We start from the raw sequence: 18687 nt of genomic DNA, 5'->3' as shown, positions 1-18687 counted from the left end.
GGCGCGCCGCCGGGCCGGTTCCCGGGCGCGGATCCCGGGTGGCAGGATTCGGACCATGTCAGACCAGCTCCGCGCCGCCGCCTCGCCCCCGGCCGAAGGCCTCGCCGCCCCGTACGACGCCCTCCTGCTGCTCTCCTTCGGCGGTCCCGAAGGACCCGACGACGTCGTGCCGTTCCTGGAGAACGTGACGCGCGGGCGCGGCATCCCGCGCGAGCGGCTCAAGGAGGTCGGGCAGCACTACTTCGGCTTCGGCGGGGTCAGCCCGATCAACGGGCAGAACCGCGAGCTGCTGGATGCCCTGCGCAAGGACTTCGCCGAGCACGGGCTGGACCTGCCCGTGTACTGGGGCAACCGCAACTGGGCGCCGTACCTCACCGACGTGATGCGGGAGATGGCCGCCGACGGGCGCCGCCGGATCGCGGTGCTCGCGACCAGCGCGTACGCCTCGTACTCGGGCTGCCGGCAGTACCGCGAGAACCTCGCGGACGCGCTGGCGGCGCTGGCGGAGGAAGGCGTCGCCGAACTGCCGAAGGTCGACAAGCTGCGGCACTACTTCAACCACCCGGGCTTCGTGCAGCCGATGATCGACGGGGTGCTCGCCGCACTGGAGTCGCTGCCGCGGGAGGTACGCGCCGGCGCACGCCTCGCCTTCACCACCCACTCGATCCCCACCGCGGCCGCCGACACCTCCGGCCCGGTCGGGGAGCACACCGCCGGCGGCGAGGGCGGGGCGTACGTCAAGCAGCACCTGGACGTCGCGCGGGTGATCGCGGACGCGGTACGGGCCGAGACGGGCACGGAGCTGCCCTGGGAGCTGGTCTACCAGTCGCGCAGCGGCGCCCCCCACGTCCCGTGGCTGGAGCCGGACGTCTGCGACCACCTGGAGGCGCTGCACGGGGCCGGGGCGCCCGCGGTGGTGATGGTGCCGATCGGCTTCGTCTCGGACCACATGGAGGTCCTGTACGACCTCGACACGGAGGCCACGGCGAAGGCCGCCGAACTCGGGCTGCCCGTCGCCCGGTCGGCGACCGTCGGGGCCGATCCGCGGTTCGCGGCGGCGGTCCGGGAGCTGGTGCTGGAGCGCGCCGCCGCAGAGCGGGGCCGGCCGGTGGAGCGGTGCGCGCTGGGGCTGCTCGGGCCCAGCCACGATCTGTGCGCGGTGGGCTGCTGCCCGGCGCGCGGGCCCCGGCCGGCGGCCGCGGGCGTCGACAGCCCGTACGCCTAGGGGGGTGTCTTGTGGGTCAGGCCGGGCTCGCGGCGTCCGGCACCGGGCCTCGCCGCGTTCTCGTCACTCGCCGACGTCCCCCAGCCACCGCTGGGAGGTGCCGCCACCGCGTCGACTCTCCCTCCTCGGCCTTGCGATCCACGGCACCGGACGCCGCTCCCTGATCCGGCCCGACCCACAAGACACCCCCAGGAAAGGACGAGCGTGATCTCCGAAGAGCTGAAGGCCGAACTGCTGGACGTGGGCCTGGACGCCGCCCGGCAGGCCGGGCGGCTGCTGCGGGACGGCCGGCCGGCCGATCTCGCGGTGGCGGCGACGAAGAGCAGCCCGATCGACGTGGTGACCGAGATGGACATCGCGGCGGAGAAGCTGATCACCGGGATCCTCGCGAGGCGGCGGCCCGAGGACGGGCTGCTCGGCGAGGAGGGCGCGGACGTCCCGGGGACCAGCGGGGTGCGGTGGGTCGTGGACCCGCTGGACGGCACCGTCAACTACCTGTACGCGCTGCCGAGCTGGAGCGTCTCGGTCGCCGCCGAGTACGGGGGCGAGACCGTGGTCGGGGTCGTGGCGGCCCCGATGCGGGGCGAGACGTACACGGCGGTGCTCGGGGGCGGGGCCTGGCTGGACGGGGTCCGCCTCGCCTGCCGGGCGGCGGCGCCGCTGGACCAGGCGCTGGTCGCGACCGGGTTCGCGTACCTCCAGGCACGCAAGGAGCAGCAGGCGGAGGTGGCCCGGCGGGTGATCCCCAGGGTGCGGGACATCCGGCGGGGCGGATCGGCGGCGCTGGACCTCAGCGACGTGGCCGCCGGGCGGCTGGACGCGTACTACGAGCGCGGGCTGAACCCCTGGGACCTGGCGGCGGGCGAGCTGATCGCCCGGGAGGCCGGGGCGCTCACGGGCGGGCGGCCCGGGCGGCCGGCATCGGGGGAGCTGGCGCTGGCCGCCACGCCGGCGGTGTTCGCCTCGCTCCAGCCGCTGCTGGAAGAGGCCGGGGCCTGGCACGACTGAGACCGCGCCCCGGCATGAGGGAACCCCGGCTGCCGCGTGCGGCCGCCGGGGTTCTTGCCGGACAGGAGGGGTCGTCAGCAGACGGAAACGGGAACGCCGTGTTCGGCGGCGAGGCGCTGGAGGTCTTCCAGTTCCGCCTGCTCCACTTCCACGAGGAAGTCGTCGCCCGTCTCGCGGGCCTGGTTGAGGTCCGTCTGCGTGGCCCGGATGCGCTGCAGGAGACCCGCGGTGAATGCGTCCATGGTGGGTTCGCCCCCTCTTCGTGGGTCGGCGGCGGCACGTGGCAGTCCGCCGTCAGGGAGTGGCTGGGGTGTGCTGACGTCCTCCCCGGCACCCTGGGCCCAGAAACCTCGGGAGGCGAGGGAATCCTCACTTCCGGCCCTCGCGGCCCCCGGAGGGGCGCCTTACAGCCGGTTTACGGCTGAAACGGGCAGGATGGACGACGCAATACACGTGTGCCCTCAGGGCTCGATGGAAGGAAACGACGTGCGCGTACTCGTCGTCGAGGACGAGCAGCTGCTCGCCGATGCGGTGGCCACCGGGCTGCGCCGGGAGGCCATGGCCGTGGACGTCGTGTACGACGGCGCCGCGGCCCTGGAGCGCGTCGGGGTGAACGACTACGACGTGGTCGTGCTCGACCGGGACCTCCCGCTCGTGCACGGTGACGACGTCTGCCGCAAGATCGTCGAGCTCGGCATGCCCACCCGCGTGCTGATGCTGACGGCGTCCGGCGATGTGAGCGACCGGGTGGAAGGCCTGGAGCTGGGGGCGGACGACTACCTGCCCAAGCCCTTCGCGTTCAGCGAGCTGACCGCCCGCGTGCGCGCCCTGGGGCGGCGTACCACCGTCGCCCTGCCCCCCGTGCTGGAGCGGGCCGGCATCAAGCTGGACCCGAACCGGCGCGAGGTGTTCCGTGAGGGCAGGGAGGTGCAGCTGGCGCCCAAGGAGTTCGCGGTGCTGGAGGTTCTCATGCGGAGCGAGGGGACGGTCGTCTCCGCCGAGCAGCTGCTGGAGAAGGCATGGGACGAGAACACCGACCCCTTCACGAACGTGGTGCGGGTGACGGTCATGACCCTGCGGCGCAAGCTGGGGGAGCCGCCGGTCATCGTGACCGTGCCTGGCTCCGGCTACCGGATCTGACGCGGGTGGCGGCGACCCCGGCACCGCCAACGGTGCCGCCGAGACCGACCTGGGACCCCGGCCAGCCCGAGGGTCCCTTCCCTTGGCTGCGGCCGACCATCCGCATACGCCTCACGCTGCTGTACGGCGGGATGTTCCTGATCGCCGGCATCCTGCTGCTGTCGATCATCTACCTGCTGGCCGCGCAGGCGCTGCGGGAGGGCAACGGCCTGCCGTTCAAGATCGTGGGCGGCACGGACATCCAGGTCACCAGCACGTGCCCCGGCGTGGTCGGCAAGGGCCAGATGTACGACCAGTTCAACGCCGCGATCAACACGTGCATCCTGGAGCAGCGCCGGCACGCCCTGGACGACCTGCTCAGCCGGTCGCTGATGGCCCTGCTCGGCCTCAGCATCATCGCGTTCGCCTTCGGCTACGCGATGGCCGGACGGGTGCTCATGCCGCTCGGCAAGATCACCCGGACCGCCCGCCGGGTGGTCGGGTCCGACCTGACCCGGCGGATCGAGCTGGACGGGCCGGACGACGAGCTCAAGGAGCTCGCCGACACCTTCGACGAGATGCTCGACCGGCTGGAGCGGGCCTTCACCGCCCAGCAGCGGTTCGTCGCGAACGCCTCGCACGAGCTGCGCACACCCCTCGCCATCAACCGGACGCTGCTGGAGGTGCACCTGTCGGACCCGGGTGCGCCGGTGGAGCTCCAGCAGCTGGGCAAGACGCTGCTGGCCACCAACGAGCGCAGCGAGCAGCTCGTCGAGGGCCTGTTGCTGCTGGCCCGCAGCGACAACCAGATAGTCGAACGCAAACCCGTGGACCTGGCGGAGGTCGCCTCGCGCGCCATCGACCAGGCGCGCGGGGAGGCCGCGGTGAAGGGCGTGGAGATCCGCGGCGAGCGTGCGCTCGCCGTGGTCCAGGGCAACGGCGTCCTGCTGGAGCGGATCGCGCTCAACCTGGTGCAGAACGCCGTCCGGTACAACGTGCCGGAGGGCGGCTGGGTGGAGGTCACCACCGAGTCCCAGCACGGCCAGGCGATCCTCACCGTCTCGAACACGGGTCCCGTGGTTCCCGCGTACGAGGTGGACAACCTCTTCGAGCCCTTCAGGCGGCTGCGTACGGAGCGCACGGGCAGTGACAAGGGTGTCGGGCTCGGCCTGTCGATCGCGCGCTCCGTGGCCCGCGCACACGGCGGGCGGATCTCCGCGACGCCGCGCGAGGGCGGTGGCCTCGTGATGCGTGTCACTTTGCCCCTGTGAGTCCCCGAGCTACTTGTTCGCTCTTGGCTGAATGGTGAGGAGGTGGCGAAGGTGGCGCCTGTGTGATCGATCACATTGTCGAGTGCTGGGGCATGTGCGTTCAGTGACCCCACGGAGGGCCGGAAAGCCCGGGAAGTCCGGGTTTCCCGCCCCTCGAACGGCGGGAAATACACGGGGTGGCGTTTGTGCAAGACGGCCCCCGGACCGTGTACGGTCCCGGTCGTCATCCCAGCCAATCGCTCCTTCAGGCGTGCGGCTGGGTGTCGATTGAGTAACAGACCTTGATGTGAGGCAAAATCTCCGCCTCAGGTCGGGCACAAGTCCGGCCTCTCGCGCGTTACGTGCGCTGAGACACCGCTAAATCCCAGAGGGGGAGAGCGAACAATGGCAACGGACTACGACACCCCACGCAAGACCGACGACGACGTCGACAACGACAGCATTGAAGAGCTGAAGGCCCGGCGTAACGAGAAGTCGTCCTCGAGCGTCGACGTCGACGACTTCGACGCGGCGGAGGGCATGGAGCTCCCCGGCGCAGACCTCTCCAACGAGGAACTGGCCGTTCGGGTGCTGCCCAAGCAGGCCGATGAGTTCACCTGCATGAGCTGCTTCCTGGTGCACCACCGCAGCCAGCTGGCACGCGAGAAGAACGGTCAGCCGATCTGCCGCGACTGCGACTGAGAGGCGTCGGCCGTGACCGGCTCGACACCTTTTCGGAAGCGACGCTTCCGGAAAGCTGGTGATCCGGCGGAGGCGCAAGAGGCGGTTACGGGCCCGGAAACGGGCCCCGCAGCCTCCGGCGTACCCGCCGTGTCGTCCGGCACCGCCGCGGCGGTGCCGTCGGCCGCAGAGTCCGGCGAGGGAGCCCGGCGCAGGTCCGGGGCTCGTCGGCTGCAAGCCGTCAAAAGCGGTGTGCGCAAGGGCGGCGAACATGCCAGGGCCTTCGTCCTGCACATCACGGACCGTGTCATCGAGAACGCACCGCGCGTTCCGGTTCGGGATCTCGCGACCCTGCGCGCGCAGTTCCCGGGCCTCGGTCCCGATCAGCTTGCCGACAAGCTGATCGCGGGCGCCGCGTACGGCACTTCCACGGTCGGCGCGGGCGTCGGAGCGGCGGCCATGCTGCCGGTGCCGCCCGCCATGCCCGCCGAGCTGGCCGCGGAGATCACCGGGGTCGCCGCCATCGAGCTGAAGCTCGTCGCGGAGCTCCACGAGGTGTACGGCCGGCGGCCGGCCGGGAACATCAAAGAACGCAGCCTCGCCTACCTGACCGCGTGGACGGAGGAGCGCGGGGTGGACCTGACCAAGCCGACGACGCTGAACATCGCGCTCGGCGGTCAGATGAAGCGCGAACTGCGCCAACAGATCATGAAGCGGACCTTCCGCAACCTGCCGAACCTGCTGCCGTTCATGGTGGGCGCCACCGTCGGCGCGGTCATGAACCACCGCGACACCCGCAGACTCGCCGAGAAGGTCCGTGCCGACCTGCGGAGCCGGGCCGTGGCCTGGGACTCCCTGCCGCAGCTCCCGCCCCTTGAGCAGCCCTCCCAGCCCCTTCCCGAGGCCACCAGGGCCGCACTCGAAGGTCCGACCGGAGACTGGCCCCCGGCCTGACCCCCGCCGGGCGCCGGCGTATCAGCCCTTGGCCGCCCGGATCGCCTTGACCAGCGCCTGCGGCTCGCGGGTGGAGACGTACGCGTACGGAGTCGGGTCCTGCGGGTCGGTGATCGGGATGCGCACCGCCGTCGGGACGTAGCTGCGCAGCAGCATGAAGGCGCGCGTGTCCGCCTTGTACGTGCGCCAGGCGCGCGCCTCCTCCGCGTCCAGCACCTCGGGCTCGCCCAGGGCCGCCACGGGGATCCGCGCCTCACCGGCCGCCAGCGCACCGTTCACCACGCGCACGCGCGCGGAGCCGTAGGAGCTCACCAGCAGTCCCGCCAGCGCCGTGCCCCCGACCAGCCCGGCCAGCAGCGGCAGTGTGCCCAGCGGCAGCAGCATCAGCGCGCACGCGAGGCCGATGAGCACGGCGATGGCCCACCAGGAGCGGGGGGCGGTCAGACGTTCGTCGTGGTGCGCGGGGGAGAGCTGCATACGGCCAAGCCTGCCACGAGGCGACCGGCGGGTAGCGGCGCGGGTAAGGTCTGCGCCTGTGAGTGGACGAAACACAGCGTTGACGCCCCCGGCCGATGCCGCCGCACCGGTCCGGCACCCCGACGCACCGGCACCCGGCGAGCTGCTCGGCGCGCACTACGGGCACTGCTTCGGCTGTGGCGAGGGCCAGCCCCACGGACTCCACCTGGAGGCCCGTGCCGGGGAGGGCGTCCGCGTCAGCGCCGAGTTCACCGTCAAGCCCGCGCACCAGGGCGCCCCCGGCCTCGCCCACGGCGGCGTGCTCGCCACCGCGCTCGACGAGACGCTGGGCTCCCTGAACTGGCTGCTGCGCGTCATCGCGGTGACGGGACGGCTGGAGACGGACTTCGTGCGGCCCGTGCCCGTGGGCACCGTGCTGTACTTGGAGGCCGAGGTGACCGCCGTCGCCGGACGCAAGATCTACTCCACCGCGATCGGCCGGATAGGCGGGCCCGAGGGCCCGGTCGCCGTGCGCGCCGACGCGCTCTTCATCGAGGTGAAGGTCGACCACTTCATCAACAACGGTCGGCCCGAGGAGATCCGGGCGGCGATGTCCGACCCGGACCAGGTCAGGCGCACACGCGCCTTCGAGGTGAACCCCTGATGTCTGAGAACAACCACGCCCCGGTCGACGTGCTCATCAAGCGTGTCGACCCCGAGGTGCCCCTGCCCGCGTACGGCCACCCCGGCGACGCCGGCTGCGATCTGGTGACCACCGAGGCGGCCGTGCTGGAGCCCGGCGAGCGCACCGTACTGCCCACGGGGGTGTCCATCGCCCTGCCCGACGGGTACGCGGCGTTCGTGCACCCGCGCTCGGGCCTGGCCGCCCGCTGCGGGCTCGCGCTCGTGAATGCCCCGGGGACGGTGGATGCCGGGTACCGTGGGGAGATCAAGGTGATCGTGGTCAATCTCGACCCGCGCGAGAGCGTCCGGTTCGAGCGCTTCGACCGCATTGCCCAGCTGGTTGTCCAGAGGGTCGAGAAGGTGCGCTTCCACGAGGTGGCGGAACTTCCCGGCTCGGCGCGGGCCGAGGGGGGTTTCGGCTCCACCGGCGGTCATGCGGCCGTGGCCGGATCCGGCGCTGGTCAGCAGGGTGGGAATGGCTACGCTTCGGTCGTATCCGACCGGGAAGGACAGTGACGTGTTCGGACGTCGCAAGAAGAACGACTCCGCCAAGGACGGCGGCGCGGCCGAGCAGGTCGTGGACGGCGTGGCTGCCGATGAGCAGGACGGCGGCGAGGAGCTCGACTCCGCGCCCCGCAGGGTGAATCTGCCGCCGGCCCCGCGGCCCGACGGCCCGTGGGACGTCTCCGAGGTGCCCGGTGCACCCGAAGAGGGTCGCGTCGACCTGGGCGGCATTCTCGTACCGGGTGTCGAGGGCATGGAGCTGCGCGTCGAGGTCGCCGGTGACGCGATCGTCGCCGCGACGGTCGTCCTCGGCGACAGCGCCGTACAGCTGCAGGCCTTCGCGGCGCCCAAGAAGGAAGGCATCTGGGGCGAGGTCCGCGAGGAGATCGCCACGGGCATCACCCAGCAGGGCGGCATCATCGACGAGGTCGAGGGTCCGCTGGGCTGGGAGCTGCGCGCCCAGGTGCCCGTACCGATGCCCGACGGCCAGACCGGCGCCCAGCTGGTCCGCTTCGTCGGCGTCGACGGCCCGCGCTGGTTCCTGCGCGGCGTCATCTCCGGCCAGGGCGCGGTGCGCCCCGAGTCGGCGGGCGTGCTGGAGCAGATCTTCCGCGAGACCGTCATCGTGCGCGGCGACGGCCCGATGGCTCCGCGCGACCCGATCGTGCTGAAGCTGCCGAACGACGCCCAGATGGTGCCGGACGGCGTGCAGACCGAGGACCAGGAGGGCTCCCGCTTCTCCGGCGGCATGGGCCAGCTGGAGCAGGGTCCGACGATCACCGAGGTCCGCTGACCGATCCTGACCGACCGGTTCCGGCCGCGGGCCGTACTCCTCCGGGGGTACGGCCCGCTGTCGTACCCGCGGGTCACGGCCCCGGGTGTCAGGAATCCGTCAGGGATGGGCGGACGGTCCCCGAAAGTGCGTGATCGGCGCAAACGTCCCCGAGAATGGGCGCATGGGACGCGGCAAGCTACGGATCTACCTCGGCGCGGCGCCCGGTGTGGGCAAGACGTACGCGATGCTGTCCGAGGCCCATCGCCGGGTGGAGCGGGGGACCGACTGCGTCGTCGGCTTCGTCGAGCACCACGGACGGGCGCGTACCGAGGTGATGCTGCACGGGCTGGAACAGGTCCCGCGCAAGGAGCTCTCGTACCGGGGCGCCGGCTTCACCGAGATGGACGTGGACGCCGTGCTGGCGCGCCGGCCTGCGATCGCGCTCGTGGACGAGCTCGCCCACACCAACGTGCCGGGCTCGCGCAACGCCAAGCGCTGGCAGGACGTGGAGGAGCTGCTGCGGGCGGGCATCGACGTCGTGTCCACCGTGAACATCCAGCACCTGGAGTCGCTCGGCGACGTGGTGGAGTCCATCACCGGGGTGCGGCAGCGGGAGACCGTGCCGGACGAGGTGGTGCGGCGGGCCGACCAGATCGAACTCGTCGACATGTCCCCGCAGGCGCTGCGCCGGCGGATGGCGCACGGGAACATCTACCAGTCCGACAAGGTCGACGCGGCCCTGTCCAACTACTTCCGGCCCGGGAACCTCACCGCCCTGCGCGAGCTCGCGCTGCTGTGGGTGGCCGACCGGGCCGACGAGTACCTCCAGCAGTACCGGGGCGAGCACGGCATCCGCTCCACCTGGCAGGCCCGCGAGCGGATCGTCGTCGGGCTCACGGGCGGGCCCGAGGGCCGTACGCTCATCCGCCGCGCCTCGCGGATGGCCGCGAAGGGCTCCGGCAGCGAGATCCTCGCCGTCTACATCGCCCGCAGCGACGGGCTGACGGCGGCCTCGCCGAAGGAGCTCGCGGTCCAGCGGACGCTGGTCGAAGACCTGGGCGGAACGTTTCACCATGTGATCGGCGACGACATCCCCGACGCGCTGCTCGAATTCGCGCGCGGGGTCAACGCCACCCAGATCGTGCTCGGCTCCAGCCGCCGCAAGGCCTGGCAGTACGTCTTCGGCCCCGGCGTCGGCGCCACCGTGGCCCGCGACTCGGGACCCGACCTCGACGTGCACATCGTCACGCACGGGGAGGTCGCCCGGGGCCGCGGACTGCCCGTGGTCCGCTCGGCCGCCCGGCTCGGCCGGCCCCGGATCATCGCCGGCTGGATCGTAGGGATCCTCCTCCCCGCCCTGCTGGCCGTCCTGCTCACGCACGTGAACGCCGACCCGGGCCTCGCCAACGAGATGCTGCTGTTCCTCTCGCTGACCGTGGCCGCCGCCCTGCTGGGCGGGCTCTGGCCGGCGCTGGCCTCGGCCGCCTTCGGCTCGCTGCTGCTGAACTACTTCTTCGCCCCGCCCGTCCACCGGTTCACCGTCTCCGACCCGAAGAACATCGTGGCCATCGCCGTCTTCTTCGGGGTGGCGGTCTCCGTGGCCTCCGTGGTGGACCTGGCCGCCCGGCGCACCCACCAGGCCGCCCGGCTGCGCGCCGAGTCCGAGATCCTCTCCTTCCTGGCCGGCAGCGTGCTGCGCGGCGAGACCACCCTGGACGCGCTGCTGGAGCGGGTGCGCGAGACCTTCGCCATGGAGTCCGTGGCGCTGCTGGAGCGCACCAGCGACGTCGAGCCCTGGAAACGGGCCGGCAGCGTCGGTCCGCGCCCGGTCGGCCGCCCCGAGGAAGCCGATGTGGACATGCCCATCGGGGACCACATGGCGCTGGCCCTGTCGGGCCGGGTGCTGCCCGCCGAGGACCGCCGCGTGCTCGGCGCCTTCGCCGCCCAGGCCGCCGTCGTCCTGGACCGCCAGCGGCTGGTCGGGGAGGCGGAGGAGGCCCGCCGGCTCGCCGAGGGCAACCGGATCCGGACCGCGCTGCTGGCCGCCGTCAGCCATGACCTCCGTACACCGCTGGCCTCCATCAAGGCCTCCGTGTCCTCCCTGCGCTCCGACGACGTGGACTGGTCCGAGGAGGACCGGGCCGAGCTCCTCGAAGGCATCGAGGACGGCGCCGACCGGCTCGACCACCTGGTGGGCAACCTGCTCGACATGTCCCGGCTGCAGACCGGCACGGTGACCCCGCTGATCCGGGAGATCGACCTCGACGAGGTGGTCCCGATGGCGCTGGGCGGCGTACCGGAGGACAGCGTGGTGCTGGACGTACCCGAGACGCTGCCGATGGTGGCGGTGGACCCCGGGCTGCTGGAGCGGACCGTGGCCAACGTGGTGGAGAACGCCGTCAAGTACAGCCCGGCCGACGAGCGGGTGCTGGTCCGGGCGAGCCACCTGGGCGACCGGGTCGAGGTACGCGTCGTGGACCGCGGGCCCGGCGTGCCCGACGAGGCCAAGGACCGGATCTTCGCCCCCTTCCAGCGGCACGGGGACGCCCCGCGCGGCACCGGGGTCGGCCTCGGCCTCGCGGTCGCCCGCGGCTTCGCCGAGGCCATGGACGGCACTCTGGCGGCCGAGGACACCCCCGGCGGCGGACTGACCATGGTGCTCACGCTGCGCGCCGCGACGCGGGACAGTGGACCGCGCCGCCCCACGGACGGCGGATCCGCCGACGCCGACGGCACCGAACTCATCGATCTCGACCCCATACGACAGAAAGCAGGACCTCAATGACCCGGGTGCTCGTGGTGGACGACGAGCCGCAGATCGTCCGAGCCCTCGTGATCAATCTGAAGGCACGCAAGTACGAGGTCGACGCCGCGGCGGACGGGGCCCAGGCCCTGGAGCTCGCCGCGGCCCGCCACCCCGACGTGGTCGTCCTCGACCTGGGCCTGCCCGACATGGACGGCGTCGAGGTGATCAAGGGCCTGCGCGGCTGGACCCGGGTGCCGATCCTGGTCCTCTCGGCCCGGCACAGCTCCGACGAGAAGGTCGAGGCCCTGGACGCCGGGGCCGACGACTACGTCACCAAGCCCTTCGGCATGGACGAGCTGCTGGCCCGGCTGCGTGCCGCCGTCCGCAGGGCCGAGCCGGGCACGGGCTCCGGCGAGGACGAGGTGATCGTGGAGACCGAGGGCTTCACGGTGGACCTGGCCGCCAAGAAGGCCGTGCGCGAGGGGCGCGACGTACGTCTGACGCCCACCGAGTGGCACCTGCTGGAGGTGCTGGTCCGCAACGGGGGCAAGCTGGTCAGCCAGAAGCAGCTCCTCCAGGAGGTCTGGGGGCCCTCGTACGGCACCGAGACCAACTACCTGCGGGTCTACATGGCCCAGCTGCGGCGCAAGCTGGAGGCGGACCCTTCGCATCCGCGGCACTTCATCACGGAACCGGGCATGGGATACCGCTTCGAGAGGTAGTGCGGGCGCCGGTACGCTTCCTGTATGAGTGCTGAACCGCGTCCCGAGAAGTCCGTCAAGCCGGTCAGGCCGACGGGCCGGTTCCGGCGGATGATAGAGCGGCTGTCCACCTCGCAGGAGGAGCTGCATTCGGCGGAACTGCAGGAGGCCGCAGAAGCCGCGGGGTGCACGCGGATCTGCGACTCCCACGACCGCCAGATAGTCAAGGTGACGGGAACCCTGCGTACCGTCACCCTCCGGCCGCGCGCCGGGGTGCCCGCCCTGGAGGCGGAGCTCTTCGACGGCTCGGCGGCGCTGGACGTGGTCTGGCTCGGGCGTCGCTCGATCGTGGGAATCGAACCGGGCCGGCGCATGATCGCCTCCGGGCGGATCGCGATGAGCCACGGCCGCCGCGTCCTCTTCAACCCGAAGTACGAACTCCGACCGCTCGGACAGGAGCAGTAGCCGGTGACGTCACTCGACAAACCGATCACCCCGGATCCCTCGGGCGAACCGACCGCGGACCAGAAGGCCGTGACGCAGGCGGCGCTCTTCGACGCGTTCGGAGGCGTGCGGGGCACCGTGGAGACGATGCTCCCCGGGCTGCTCTTCGTGATGATCTACACGGTCAACAAGGACGTGAAGATGTCCGCGATCGCGGCGGGCGCGGTCGCCGTGCTGCTCGTGATCGTGCGACTGCTGCGCAAGGACACCGTCAAGCACGCGTTCAGCGGGGTCTTCGGCGTGGGCGTCGGCGTGGCCTTCGCCCTGTTCACCGGCACCGCCAAGGGCTTCTACCTGCCCGGCATGATCTACGGCGCCGGGCTGGGCGTGGCCTTCACGCTGTCCGCGCTGGTCGGGTTCCCGCTGCTGGGCGTCATCCTGGGGCCGGTGTTCAAGGAGAACCTGTCCTGGCGGACGCGCAACCCGGGGCGGAAGAAGGCGTACACCAAGGCCAGCCTGGCCTGGGGGCTCATCTTCCTGGCGAAGTACGCGATCCTCTTCCCGCTGTACTGGTGGGGCGACGCGACGCAGCTCGGCTGGGTGCTGATCGCGCTGAAGCTGCCGCCGATGGTGCTCGCGGTGTACTTCACGTGGGTCTTCCTGGCGAAGGCACCGCCGCCGATCGACGTGATCGCCGAGTGGGAGGCCGAGGAGGCCGCGGAGAAGGCCCGCAAGACCCGGGCCAAGCACGCGAAGTGACGTAGCGCCCACGTGAAGGGGGCGGGCAGCCGACCGGCTGCCCGCCCCCTTCACGTGCACGTCCGTCAGTGACGGGCCTGGAGGAGGTCCTCCAGCTGCTCCTCACGGGCCTGCGCGGCCACGAAGAGCAGCTCGTCGCCCGGCTCCAGGGTCTCCTCGCCGTGCGGGGTGAGGACCCGGTTGCCGCGGATGATCGTGACCAGCGAGGTGTCCTCGGGCCAGGAGATCTCGCTGATCTGGGTGCCGGCGACCGAGGAGTCGGCGGGCAGGGTCAGCTCGACGAGGTTGGCGTCGCCGTGGCTGAAGCGGAGCAGCCGTACGAGGTCGCCGACGCTGACGGCCTCCTCGACCAGGGCCGACATCAGACGCGGCGTGGAGACCGCGACGTCGACGCCCCAGGACTCGTTGAAGAGCCACTCGTTCTTCGGGTTGTTGACCCGCGCCACGACCCGGGGGACCCCGTACTCGGTCTTGGCCAGCAGGGAGACGACCAGGTTGACCTTGTCGTCGCCGGTGGCGGCGATGACGACGTTGCACCGCTGCAGCGCGGCCTCGTCGAGCGAGGTGATCTCGCAGGCGTCGGCCAGCAGCCACTCGGCCTGCGGCACGCGCTCCACGGAGATGGCGGTCGGAGCCTTGTCGACGAGGAGCACCTCGTGCCCGTTCTCCAGCAGCTCGCCCGCGATGGAACGGCCCACCGCGCCGGCTCCGGCGATCGCGACCCTCATGCGTGTGCCTCCTCGGGGCCCTCGGCGAAGGACGCCTCGACCTTGTCGATCTCGTCCGTACGCATCATCACGTGGACGAGGTCGCCCTCCTGCAGCACTGTCTGGGAGGTCGGCAGCATGGCCTCGCCCAGCCGGGTGAGGAACGCCACGCGGACTCCGGTCTCCTCCTGCAGCTTGCTGACCTTGTGCCCGATCCAGGCGGCGGAGGTGTGCACCTCGGCGAGCTGGACCCCGCCGCTCGGGTCGCGCCACAGCGGCTCGGCCCCGGACGGCAGCAGCCGGCGCAGCATCTGGTCGGCGGTCCACCGCACGGTCGCGACGGTGGGGATGCCCAGGCGCTGGTAGACCTCGGCGCGCTTGGGGTCGTAGATGCGTGCGGCGACGTTCTCGACACCGAACATCTCGCGCGCCACGCGGGCGGCGATGATGTTGGAATTGTCACCACTGCTGACGGCTGCGAAGGCGCCCGCTTCCTCGATCCCGGCCTCGCGCAGCGTGTCCTGGTCGAAGCCGACCCCGGTGACGCGGCGCCCGCCGAATCCGGCTCCCAGCCGGCGGAATGCGGTGGGGTCCTGGTCGACGACTGCGACCGTATGCCCCTGCTGTTCCAAGGTCTGCGCGAGGGCGGAGCCCACTCTTCCGCAGCCCATAATGACGATGTGCACGGCCGTCCTTCCGGCTGTCAGCGCTCGCTGGTTCCCAGCCTCATTGCATGCTCTGGCTTCACAGGGTCTCAGACCATGGCCCAAGCTACACACGGGCGGTCCCCCATGTGACCTTTGCGGCACGCGCGGGGTCTCAATGCGGGTGTCATTGCCCTGTAATACGGGTGGGTGTTCGTCAGGCCGATTTCGAACGCTTACGATCCTCTGCGTGTCCAAACTGACCGACGTGCCCAAACGGATCCTGATCGGCCGGGCGCTACGCAGCGACCGCCTCGGGGAAACACTCCTCCCCAAGCGGATCGCCCTCCCTGTGTTCGCTTCCGACCCCCTCTCCTCAGTGGCATATGCCCCTGGCGAGGTGCTGCTGGTCCTGTCGATCGCGGGCGTGTCGGCGTACCACTTCAGCCCCTGGATCGCCGTCGCGGTCGTCGTGCTGATGTTCACCGTGGTCGCCTCGTACCGCCAGAACGTCCACGCGTACCCCAGCGGCGGCGGTGACTACGAGGTCGCCAACACCAACCTCGGGCCGAAGGCCGGACTCACCGTCGCGAGCGCACTGCTCGTCGACTACGTCCTGACCGTCGCCGTGTCGATCTCCTCCGGAGTCGAGAATCTCGGCTCCGCCGTGGATTTCGTCATCGAGCACAAGGTGCTCTCCGCGGTGATCATGATTCTGCTGCTCACGCTGATGAATCTGCGCGGCGTGAAGGAATCCGGGAAGCTCTTCGCCATTCCGACGTACGTGTTCGTCGGAGCCGTCTTCGTGATGATCGCCTGGGGCGCCTGGCGCGGTCTGGTCGCCGGCGACACCATGGAGGCCCCGACGGCCCACCTGGAGATCAAGGCCGAACACCAGGGGCTGGCCGGCTTCGCGCTGGTCTTCCTGCTGCTGCGGGCCTTCTCCTCCGGATGTGCCGCCCTGACCGGCGTCGAGGCGATCAGCAACGGCGTCCCCGCCTTCCGCAAGCCCAAGAGCAAGAACGCCGCCTCCACCCTCGCCCTGATGGGCGCCCTGGCGGTCACCATGTTCTGCGGGATCATCGGCCTGGCCATGGCCACCGACGTGAAGATGGCCGAGGCGCCCGCGACCAACCTCCTGGACAACGGCGTCCCCGTCGGCCCCGAGTTCGTCCAGCACCCCGTGATCTCCCAGGTGGCCGAGGCCGTCTTCGGCAACGGCAGCTTCCTGTTCATCGTGCTGGCGACCGCCACCGCGCTCGTGCTGTTCCTGGCCGCGAACACCGCCTACAACGGCTTCCCGCTGCTCGGCTCGATCCTCGCGCAGGACCGCTACCTGCCGCGCCAGCTGCACACCCGCGGTGACCGGCTCGCCTTCTCGAACGGCATCGTGCTGCTCGCGGGCGCGGCCATCCTGCTCGTGTGGATCTACGACGCCGACTCCACGAAGCTGATCCAGCTCTACATCGTCGGAGTGTTCGTCTCCTTCACGCTGAGCCAGATCGGCATGGTCAGGCACTGGAACCGCCACCTGCGGACCGAGAAGGACCAGGCCGCGCGACGCCGGATGCACCGCTCCCGGGCGATCAACACCTTCGGCGCGATCTTCACGGGCCTGGTGCTCGTGGTGGTCCTGGCCACCAAGTTCACGCACGGCGCCTGGGTCGCCCTGCTGGGCATGGTGATCTTCTACGGCACGATGTCCGCGATCCGCAAGCACTACGACCGGGTCGCCACCGAGATCGCCGCTGCCGAGGGCCCCAGTGACGACAGCGTGCGGCCCTCCCGGGTCCACTCCATCGTCCTGGTCTCCAAGGTGCACAAGCCCACGCTGCGCGCCCTGGCCTTCGCCAAGCTGACCCGCTCGGACACCCTGGAAGCGCTCAGCATCAGCGTCGATCCGGTCGAGACGAAGGCGCTGAAGGAGGAGTGGGAGCGGCGCGGGATCAACGTACCGCTCAAGATCCTCGACTCCCCGTACCGCGAGATCACCCGCCCGGTGGTCGAGTACGTCAAGGGCCTGCGCAGCGAGAACCCGCGCGACGCCGTCAGCGTGTACATCCCGGAGTACGTCGTCGGCCGCTGGTACGAACACCTCCTGCACAACCAGAGCGCGCTGCGGCTCAAGGGCCGCCTGCTGTTCACCCCCGGCGTGATGGTCACCTCGGTGCCGTACCAGCTGGAGTCCTCGGAGCTCGCGAAGAGGCGGGCGAAGAAGCGGCAGGAGTGGAACGCCCCGGGCGCGGTGCGCCGCGGACCGGTGGACACCCCGCGCCCGAAGGACCGCGCGGGCAAGTAGCGCCGCGGTCGGTGTGGCGAACGGCCGGACGAGATCCACGTAAACTGGTGGGTCGGTCGTCCGGCCGTTCCCATTTATGTTTTGGAGTCTCCCCACCATGACCGAGCAGAACGAGAAGCAGTCATTGGTCGGGGAGGAGTACGAGGTCGAGGTCGGTCCCGTCGCGCACGGCGGCCACTGCATCGCCCGCACCGCCGACGGACGCGTCCTCTTCGTCCGCCACACCCTGCCCGGCGAGAAGGTCGTCGCGCGCGTGACGGAGGGCGAGTCCGACTCCCGCTTCCTGCGCGCCGACGCGATCACCGTCCTCGACGCCTCCAAGGACCGGGTCGAGGCCCCGTGCCCGTACGCCGGCCCCGGCAAGTGCGGCGGCTGCGACTGGCAGCACGCCAAGCCGGGCGCCCAGCGCCGACTCAAGGGCGAGGTCGTCGCCGAGCAGCTGCTGCGCCTCGCCGGGCTCACCCCGGAGGAGGCCGGCTGGGACGGCACGGTCATGCCGGCCGAGGGCGACAAGCTGCCGGCCGGGCAGGTGCCGCAGTGGCGCACCCGCGTTCAGTTCGCGATCGACGAGGACGGCAACGCGGGCCTGCGCAAGCACCGCTCGCACGACATCGAGCCGGTCGACCACTGCATGATCGCGGCGCCGGGCGTCAGCGAGCTGGGCATCGAGAAGCAGGACTGGCCCCAGATGGCCACGGTCGAGGCGATCGCCGCGACCGGCTCCCAGGACCGCCAGGTCGTCCTGACCCCGCGTCCGGGAGGCCGCCTTCCGCTGGTCGAGCTCGACAAGCCGGTCTCGGTCCTGCGGGTCGAGGAGAAGGACGGCGGGGTCCACCGGGTCCACGGCCGCCCCTTCGTCCGGGAGCGCGCGGACGGCCGTACGTACCGCGTCGGCATGGGCGGCTTCTGGCAGGTCCACCCGCAGGCCGCGGACACCCTGATCAAGGCCGTCATGCAGGGCCTGATGCCGCGCAAGGGCGAGATGGCCCTCGACCTCTACTGCGGCGTCGGCATCTTCGCGGGCGCCCTCGCCGAACGCCTGGGCGAGACGGGCGCGGTGCTCGGCATCGAGTCCACGAAGCGCGCGGTCGAGGACGCCCGGCACAACCTGGCGGACTTCCCCCGGGTCCGCATCGAGCAGGGCAAGGTCGAGTCGATCCTTCCGAAGACCGGGATCACCGAGTGCGACCTCGTCGTCCTGGACCCGCCGCGCGCGGGCGCGGGCAAGCAGACGGTCCGCCACATCGCGGGCCTCTCCGCCCGCCGCATCGCGTACGTGGCCTGCGACCCGGCGGCCCTGGCCCGTGACCTCGGCTACTTCAAGGAGAACGGCTACAAGGTCCGCACCCTGCGCGTCTTCGACCTCTTCCCGATGACCCACCACGTGGAGTGCGTGGCGATCCTTGAACCCATCGCGAAGGCCGCCTGACCTGTAGGTTTCCCGGTGTGCGGTCTGGCTTTGCGGAGACTTGAAGAAAACCGGACCGTTCCGCCGTCGCTGGTTGCGGCGGCGGGCGCGCTGCCAGGCGTGGGATCGTGGCCGGCAGTCGGCAGAGTGGGTGCTCAGTAGCTGGGTCGGGCATCAGCGGTGAACCGTTGAGTGGATTCAGGCGTTGTGCGTGGCCCTCGGCCCAGGCGATTCACGCCTCGGCTTCGTCCTTGGCGGGTCCGAGCGGCGACTCTCCGCGTGGAGTCGGAGTGCGCCGACGTACTCGACAAGACCCGCCGCGC

At 71.2% G+C, this 18687-nt stretch carries 19 protein-coding genes; 15 read left to right on the top strand and 4 right to left on the bottom strand.

Features of this window, described 5'->3' with window-relative positions; all coding sequences use genetic code 11:
• Positions 1–55: 55 nt before the first annotated feature.
• Together ACFXGI_RS25055 and ACFXGI_RS25050 are read left to right on the top strand one after the other, a co-directional pair.
• A complete protein-coding gene (locus ACFXGI_RS25055) occupies positions 56–1225 on the top strand; it encodes a ferrochelatase (protein WP_384710669.1) in 1170 nt (389 codons plus the stop codon).
• A 207-nt stretch (positions 1226–1432) separates the two neighbouring features.
• Positions 1433–2233: an inositol monophosphatase family protein gene (locus tag ACFXGI_RS25050; RefSeq protein WP_384710772.1), complete on the top strand. Its 801-nt coding sequence runs from the start codon at positions 1433–1435 to the stop codon at positions 2231–2233.
• Positions 2234–2307: 74 nt separating this feature from the next.
• On the opposite strand, the gene ACFXGI_RS25045 is transcribed toward ACFXGI_RS25050, so the two are convergent.
• Entirely contained in the window at positions 2308–2475 is a 168-nt protein-coding gene (locus ACFXGI_RS25045) for a hypothetical protein (protein ID WP_384710666.1), read from the bottom strand.
• 244 nt (positions 2476–2719) lie between these two features.
• On the opposite strand from ACFXGI_RS25045, the gene ACFXGI_RS25040 reads away from it, so the two are divergent.
• The 4 genes from ACFXGI_RS25040 to ACFXGI_RS25025 all read left to right on the top strand — a co-directional run bounded on the left by ACFXGI_RS25040 (position 2720) and on the right by ACFXGI_RS25025 (position 6237).
• Entirely contained in the window at positions 2720–3373 is a 654-nt protein-coding gene (locus tag ACFXGI_RS25040; RefSeq protein WP_030154340.1) for a response regulator transcription factor, read from the top strand.
• A gap of 5 nt (positions 3374–3378) precedes the next feature.
• The gene (locus ACFXGI_RS25035; RefSeq protein WP_384710663.1) at positions 3379–4623 is read left to right on the top strand and encodes a sensor histidine kinase; all 1245 of its coding nucleotides are present in this window, start codon (positions 3379–3381) and stop codon (positions 4621–4623) included.
• A gap of 384 nt (positions 4624–5007) precedes the next feature.
• Positions 5008–5304 carry a DUF4193 domain-containing protein gene (locus ACFXGI_RS25030; protein ID WP_030154344.1) on the top strand — a complete coding sequence of 99 codons (297 nt, stop codon included), beginning with the start codon at positions 5008–5010 and terminating at the stop codon, positions 5302–5304.
• A 12-nt stretch (positions 5305–5316) separates the two neighbouring features.
• Positions 5317–6237, top strand: coding sequence for a hypothetical protein (locus ACFXGI_RS25025; protein WP_384710659.1), 921 nt, complete (start codon positions 5317–5319; stop codon positions 6235–6237).
• 21 nt (positions 6238–6258) lie between these two features.
• Here ACFXGI_RS25025 and ACFXGI_RS25020 read toward each other — a convergent pair whose 3' ends face one another.
• On the bottom strand, positions 6259–6714 hold the full coding sequence (locus ACFXGI_RS25020) for a DUF3093 domain-containing protein (RefSeq protein WP_384710657.1): 456 nt from the start codon (positions 6712–6714) through the stop codon (positions 6259–6261).
• A 58-nt stretch (positions 6715–6772) separates the two neighbouring features.
• Between ACFXGI_RS25020 and ACFXGI_RS25015 the strand changes: the two genes are divergently transcribed.
• The 7 genes from ACFXGI_RS25015 to ACFXGI_RS24985 all read left to right on the top strand — a co-directional run bounded on the left by ACFXGI_RS25015 (position 6773) and on the right by ACFXGI_RS24985 (position 13306).
• A complete protein-coding gene (locus ACFXGI_RS25015) occupies positions 6773–7357 on the top strand; it encodes a PaaI family thioesterase (protein ID WP_384710654.1) in 585 nt (194 codons plus the stop codon).
• On the top strand, positions 7357–7893 hold the full coding sequence (dut, locus tag ACFXGI_RS25010; protein ID WP_030859505.1) for a dUTP diphosphatase: 537 nt from the start codon (positions 7357–7359) through the stop codon (positions 7891–7893). Before ACFXGI_RS25015 ends, dut begins: the two co-directional genes overlap by 1 nt.
• 1 nt (position 7894) lies before the next feature.
• Positions 7895–8674, top strand: coding sequence for a DUF3710 domain-containing protein (locus ACFXGI_RS25005; RefSeq protein ID WP_030859504.1), 780 nt, complete (start codon positions 7895–7897; stop codon positions 8672–8674).
• A gap of 163 nt (positions 8675–8837) precedes the next feature.
• A complete protein-coding gene (locus ACFXGI_RS25000; RefSeq protein WP_384710651.1) occupies positions 8838–11441 on the top strand; it encodes a DUF4118 domain-containing protein in 2604 nt (867 codons plus the stop codon).
• Entirely contained in the window at positions 11438–12124 is a 687-nt protein-coding gene (locus ACFXGI_RS24995) for a response regulator (RefSeq protein WP_030859501.1), read from the top strand. Before ACFXGI_RS25000 ends, ACFXGI_RS24995 begins: the two co-directional genes overlap by 4 nt.
• A gap of 24 nt (positions 12125–12148) precedes the next feature.
• Complete coding sequence (locus ACFXGI_RS24990) at positions 12149–12568, top strand: OB-fold nucleic acid binding domain-containing protein (protein WP_384710648.1); 420 nt, start codon at positions 12149–12151, stop codon at positions 12566–12568.
• A 3-nt stretch (positions 12569–12571) separates the two neighbouring features.
• A complete protein-coding gene (locus ACFXGI_RS24985) occupies positions 12572–13306 on the top strand; it encodes a DUF3159 domain-containing protein (RefSeq protein WP_384710645.1) in 735 nt (244 codons plus the stop codon).
• Positions 13307–13371: 65 nt separating this feature from the next.
• On the opposite strand, the gene ACFXGI_RS24980 is transcribed toward ACFXGI_RS24985, so the two are convergent.
• Together ACFXGI_RS24980 and ACFXGI_RS24975 are read right to left on the bottom strand one after the other, a co-directional pair.
• Positions 13372–14034, bottom strand: a complete 663-nt coding sequence (locus ACFXGI_RS24980; protein WP_266842943.1) for a TrkA family potassium uptake protein — start codon at positions 14032–14034, stop codon at positions 13372–13374.
• A complete protein-coding gene (locus ACFXGI_RS24975; RefSeq protein WP_030154367.1) occupies positions 14031–14699 on the bottom strand; it encodes a TrkA family potassium uptake protein in 669 nt (222 codons plus the stop codon). The genes ACFXGI_RS24980 and ACFXGI_RS24975 overlap by 4 nt, the downstream gene beginning before the upstream one ends.
• Positions 14700–14907: 208 nt before the next feature.
• On the opposite strand from ACFXGI_RS24975, the gene ACFXGI_RS24970 reads away from it, so the two are divergent.
• Together ACFXGI_RS24970 and ACFXGI_RS24965 are read left to right on the top strand one after the other, a co-directional pair.
• The gene (locus tag ACFXGI_RS24970; RefSeq protein ID WP_384710641.1) at positions 14908–16956 is read left to right on the top strand and encodes an APC family permease; all 2049 of its coding nucleotides are present in this window, start codon (positions 14908–14910) and stop codon (positions 16954–16956) included.
• Between the two features lie 97 nt (positions 16957–17053).
• Positions 17054–18385 carry a class I SAM-dependent RNA methyltransferase gene (locus tag ACFXGI_RS24965; RefSeq protein ID WP_384710638.1) on the top strand — a complete coding sequence of 444 codons (1332 nt, stop codon included), beginning with the start codon at positions 17054–17056 and terminating at the stop codon, positions 18383–18385.
• Positions 18386–18687: the final 302 nt, after the last annotated feature.

Origin of the sequence: Streptomyces sp. NPDC059355 (assembly GCF_042752335.1) — a bacterium.
Taxonomy (GTDB): domain Bacteria; phylum Actinomycetota; class Actinomycetes; order Streptomycetales; family Streptomycetaceae; genus Streptomyces.
The sequence above is the reverse complement of the archived record's forward strand: the minus strand, read 5'-3'. Positions and strand labels throughout refer to the sequence as shown.

Excerpts from the sequence above, each read along its gene's own strand:
- ACFXGI_RS24995 (WP_030859501.1), top strand. The coding sequence starts at position 11,438 with ATGACCCGGGTGCTCGTGGTGGACGACGAGCCGCAGATCGTCCGAGCC.
- ACFXGI_RS24965 (WP_384710638.1), top strand. The coding sequence starts at position 17,054 with ATGACCGAGCAGAACGAGAAGCAGTCATTGGTCGGGGAGGAGTACGAG.
- ACFXGI_RS25020 (WP_384710657.1), bottom strand. The coding sequence starts at position 6,714 with ATGCAGCTCTCCCCCGCGCACCACGACGAACGTCTGACCGCCCCCCGC.
- ACFXGI_RS25000 (WP_384710651.1), top strand. The coding sequence starts at position 8,838 with ATGGGACGCGGCAAGCTACGGATCTACCTCGGCGCGGCGCCCGGTGTG.
- dut (WP_030859505.1), top strand. The coding sequence starts at position 7,357 with ATGTCTGAGAACAACCACGCCCCGGTCGACGTGCTCATCAAGCGTGTC.
- ACFXGI_RS25045 (WP_384710666.1), bottom strand. The coding sequence starts at position 2,475 with ATGGACGCATTCACCGCGGGTCTCCTGCAGCGCATCCGGGCCACGCAG.
- ACFXGI_RS24980 (WP_266842943.1), bottom strand. The coding sequence starts at position 14,034 with ATGAGGGTCGCGATCGCCGGAGCCGGCGCGGTGGGCCGTTCCATCGCG.
- ACFXGI_RS24990 (WP_384710648.1), top strand. The coding sequence starts at position 12,149 with ATGAGTGCTGAACCGCGTCCCGAGAAGTCCGTCAAGCCGGTCAGGCCG.
- ACFXGI_RS25030 (WP_030154344.1), top strand. The coding sequence starts at position 5,008 with ATGGCAACGGACTACGACACCCCACGCAAGACCGACGACGACGTCGAC.
- ACFXGI_RS25055 (WP_384710669.1), top strand. The coding sequence starts at position 56 with ATGTCAGACCAGCTCCGCGCCGCCGCCTCGCCCCCGGCCGAAGGCCTC.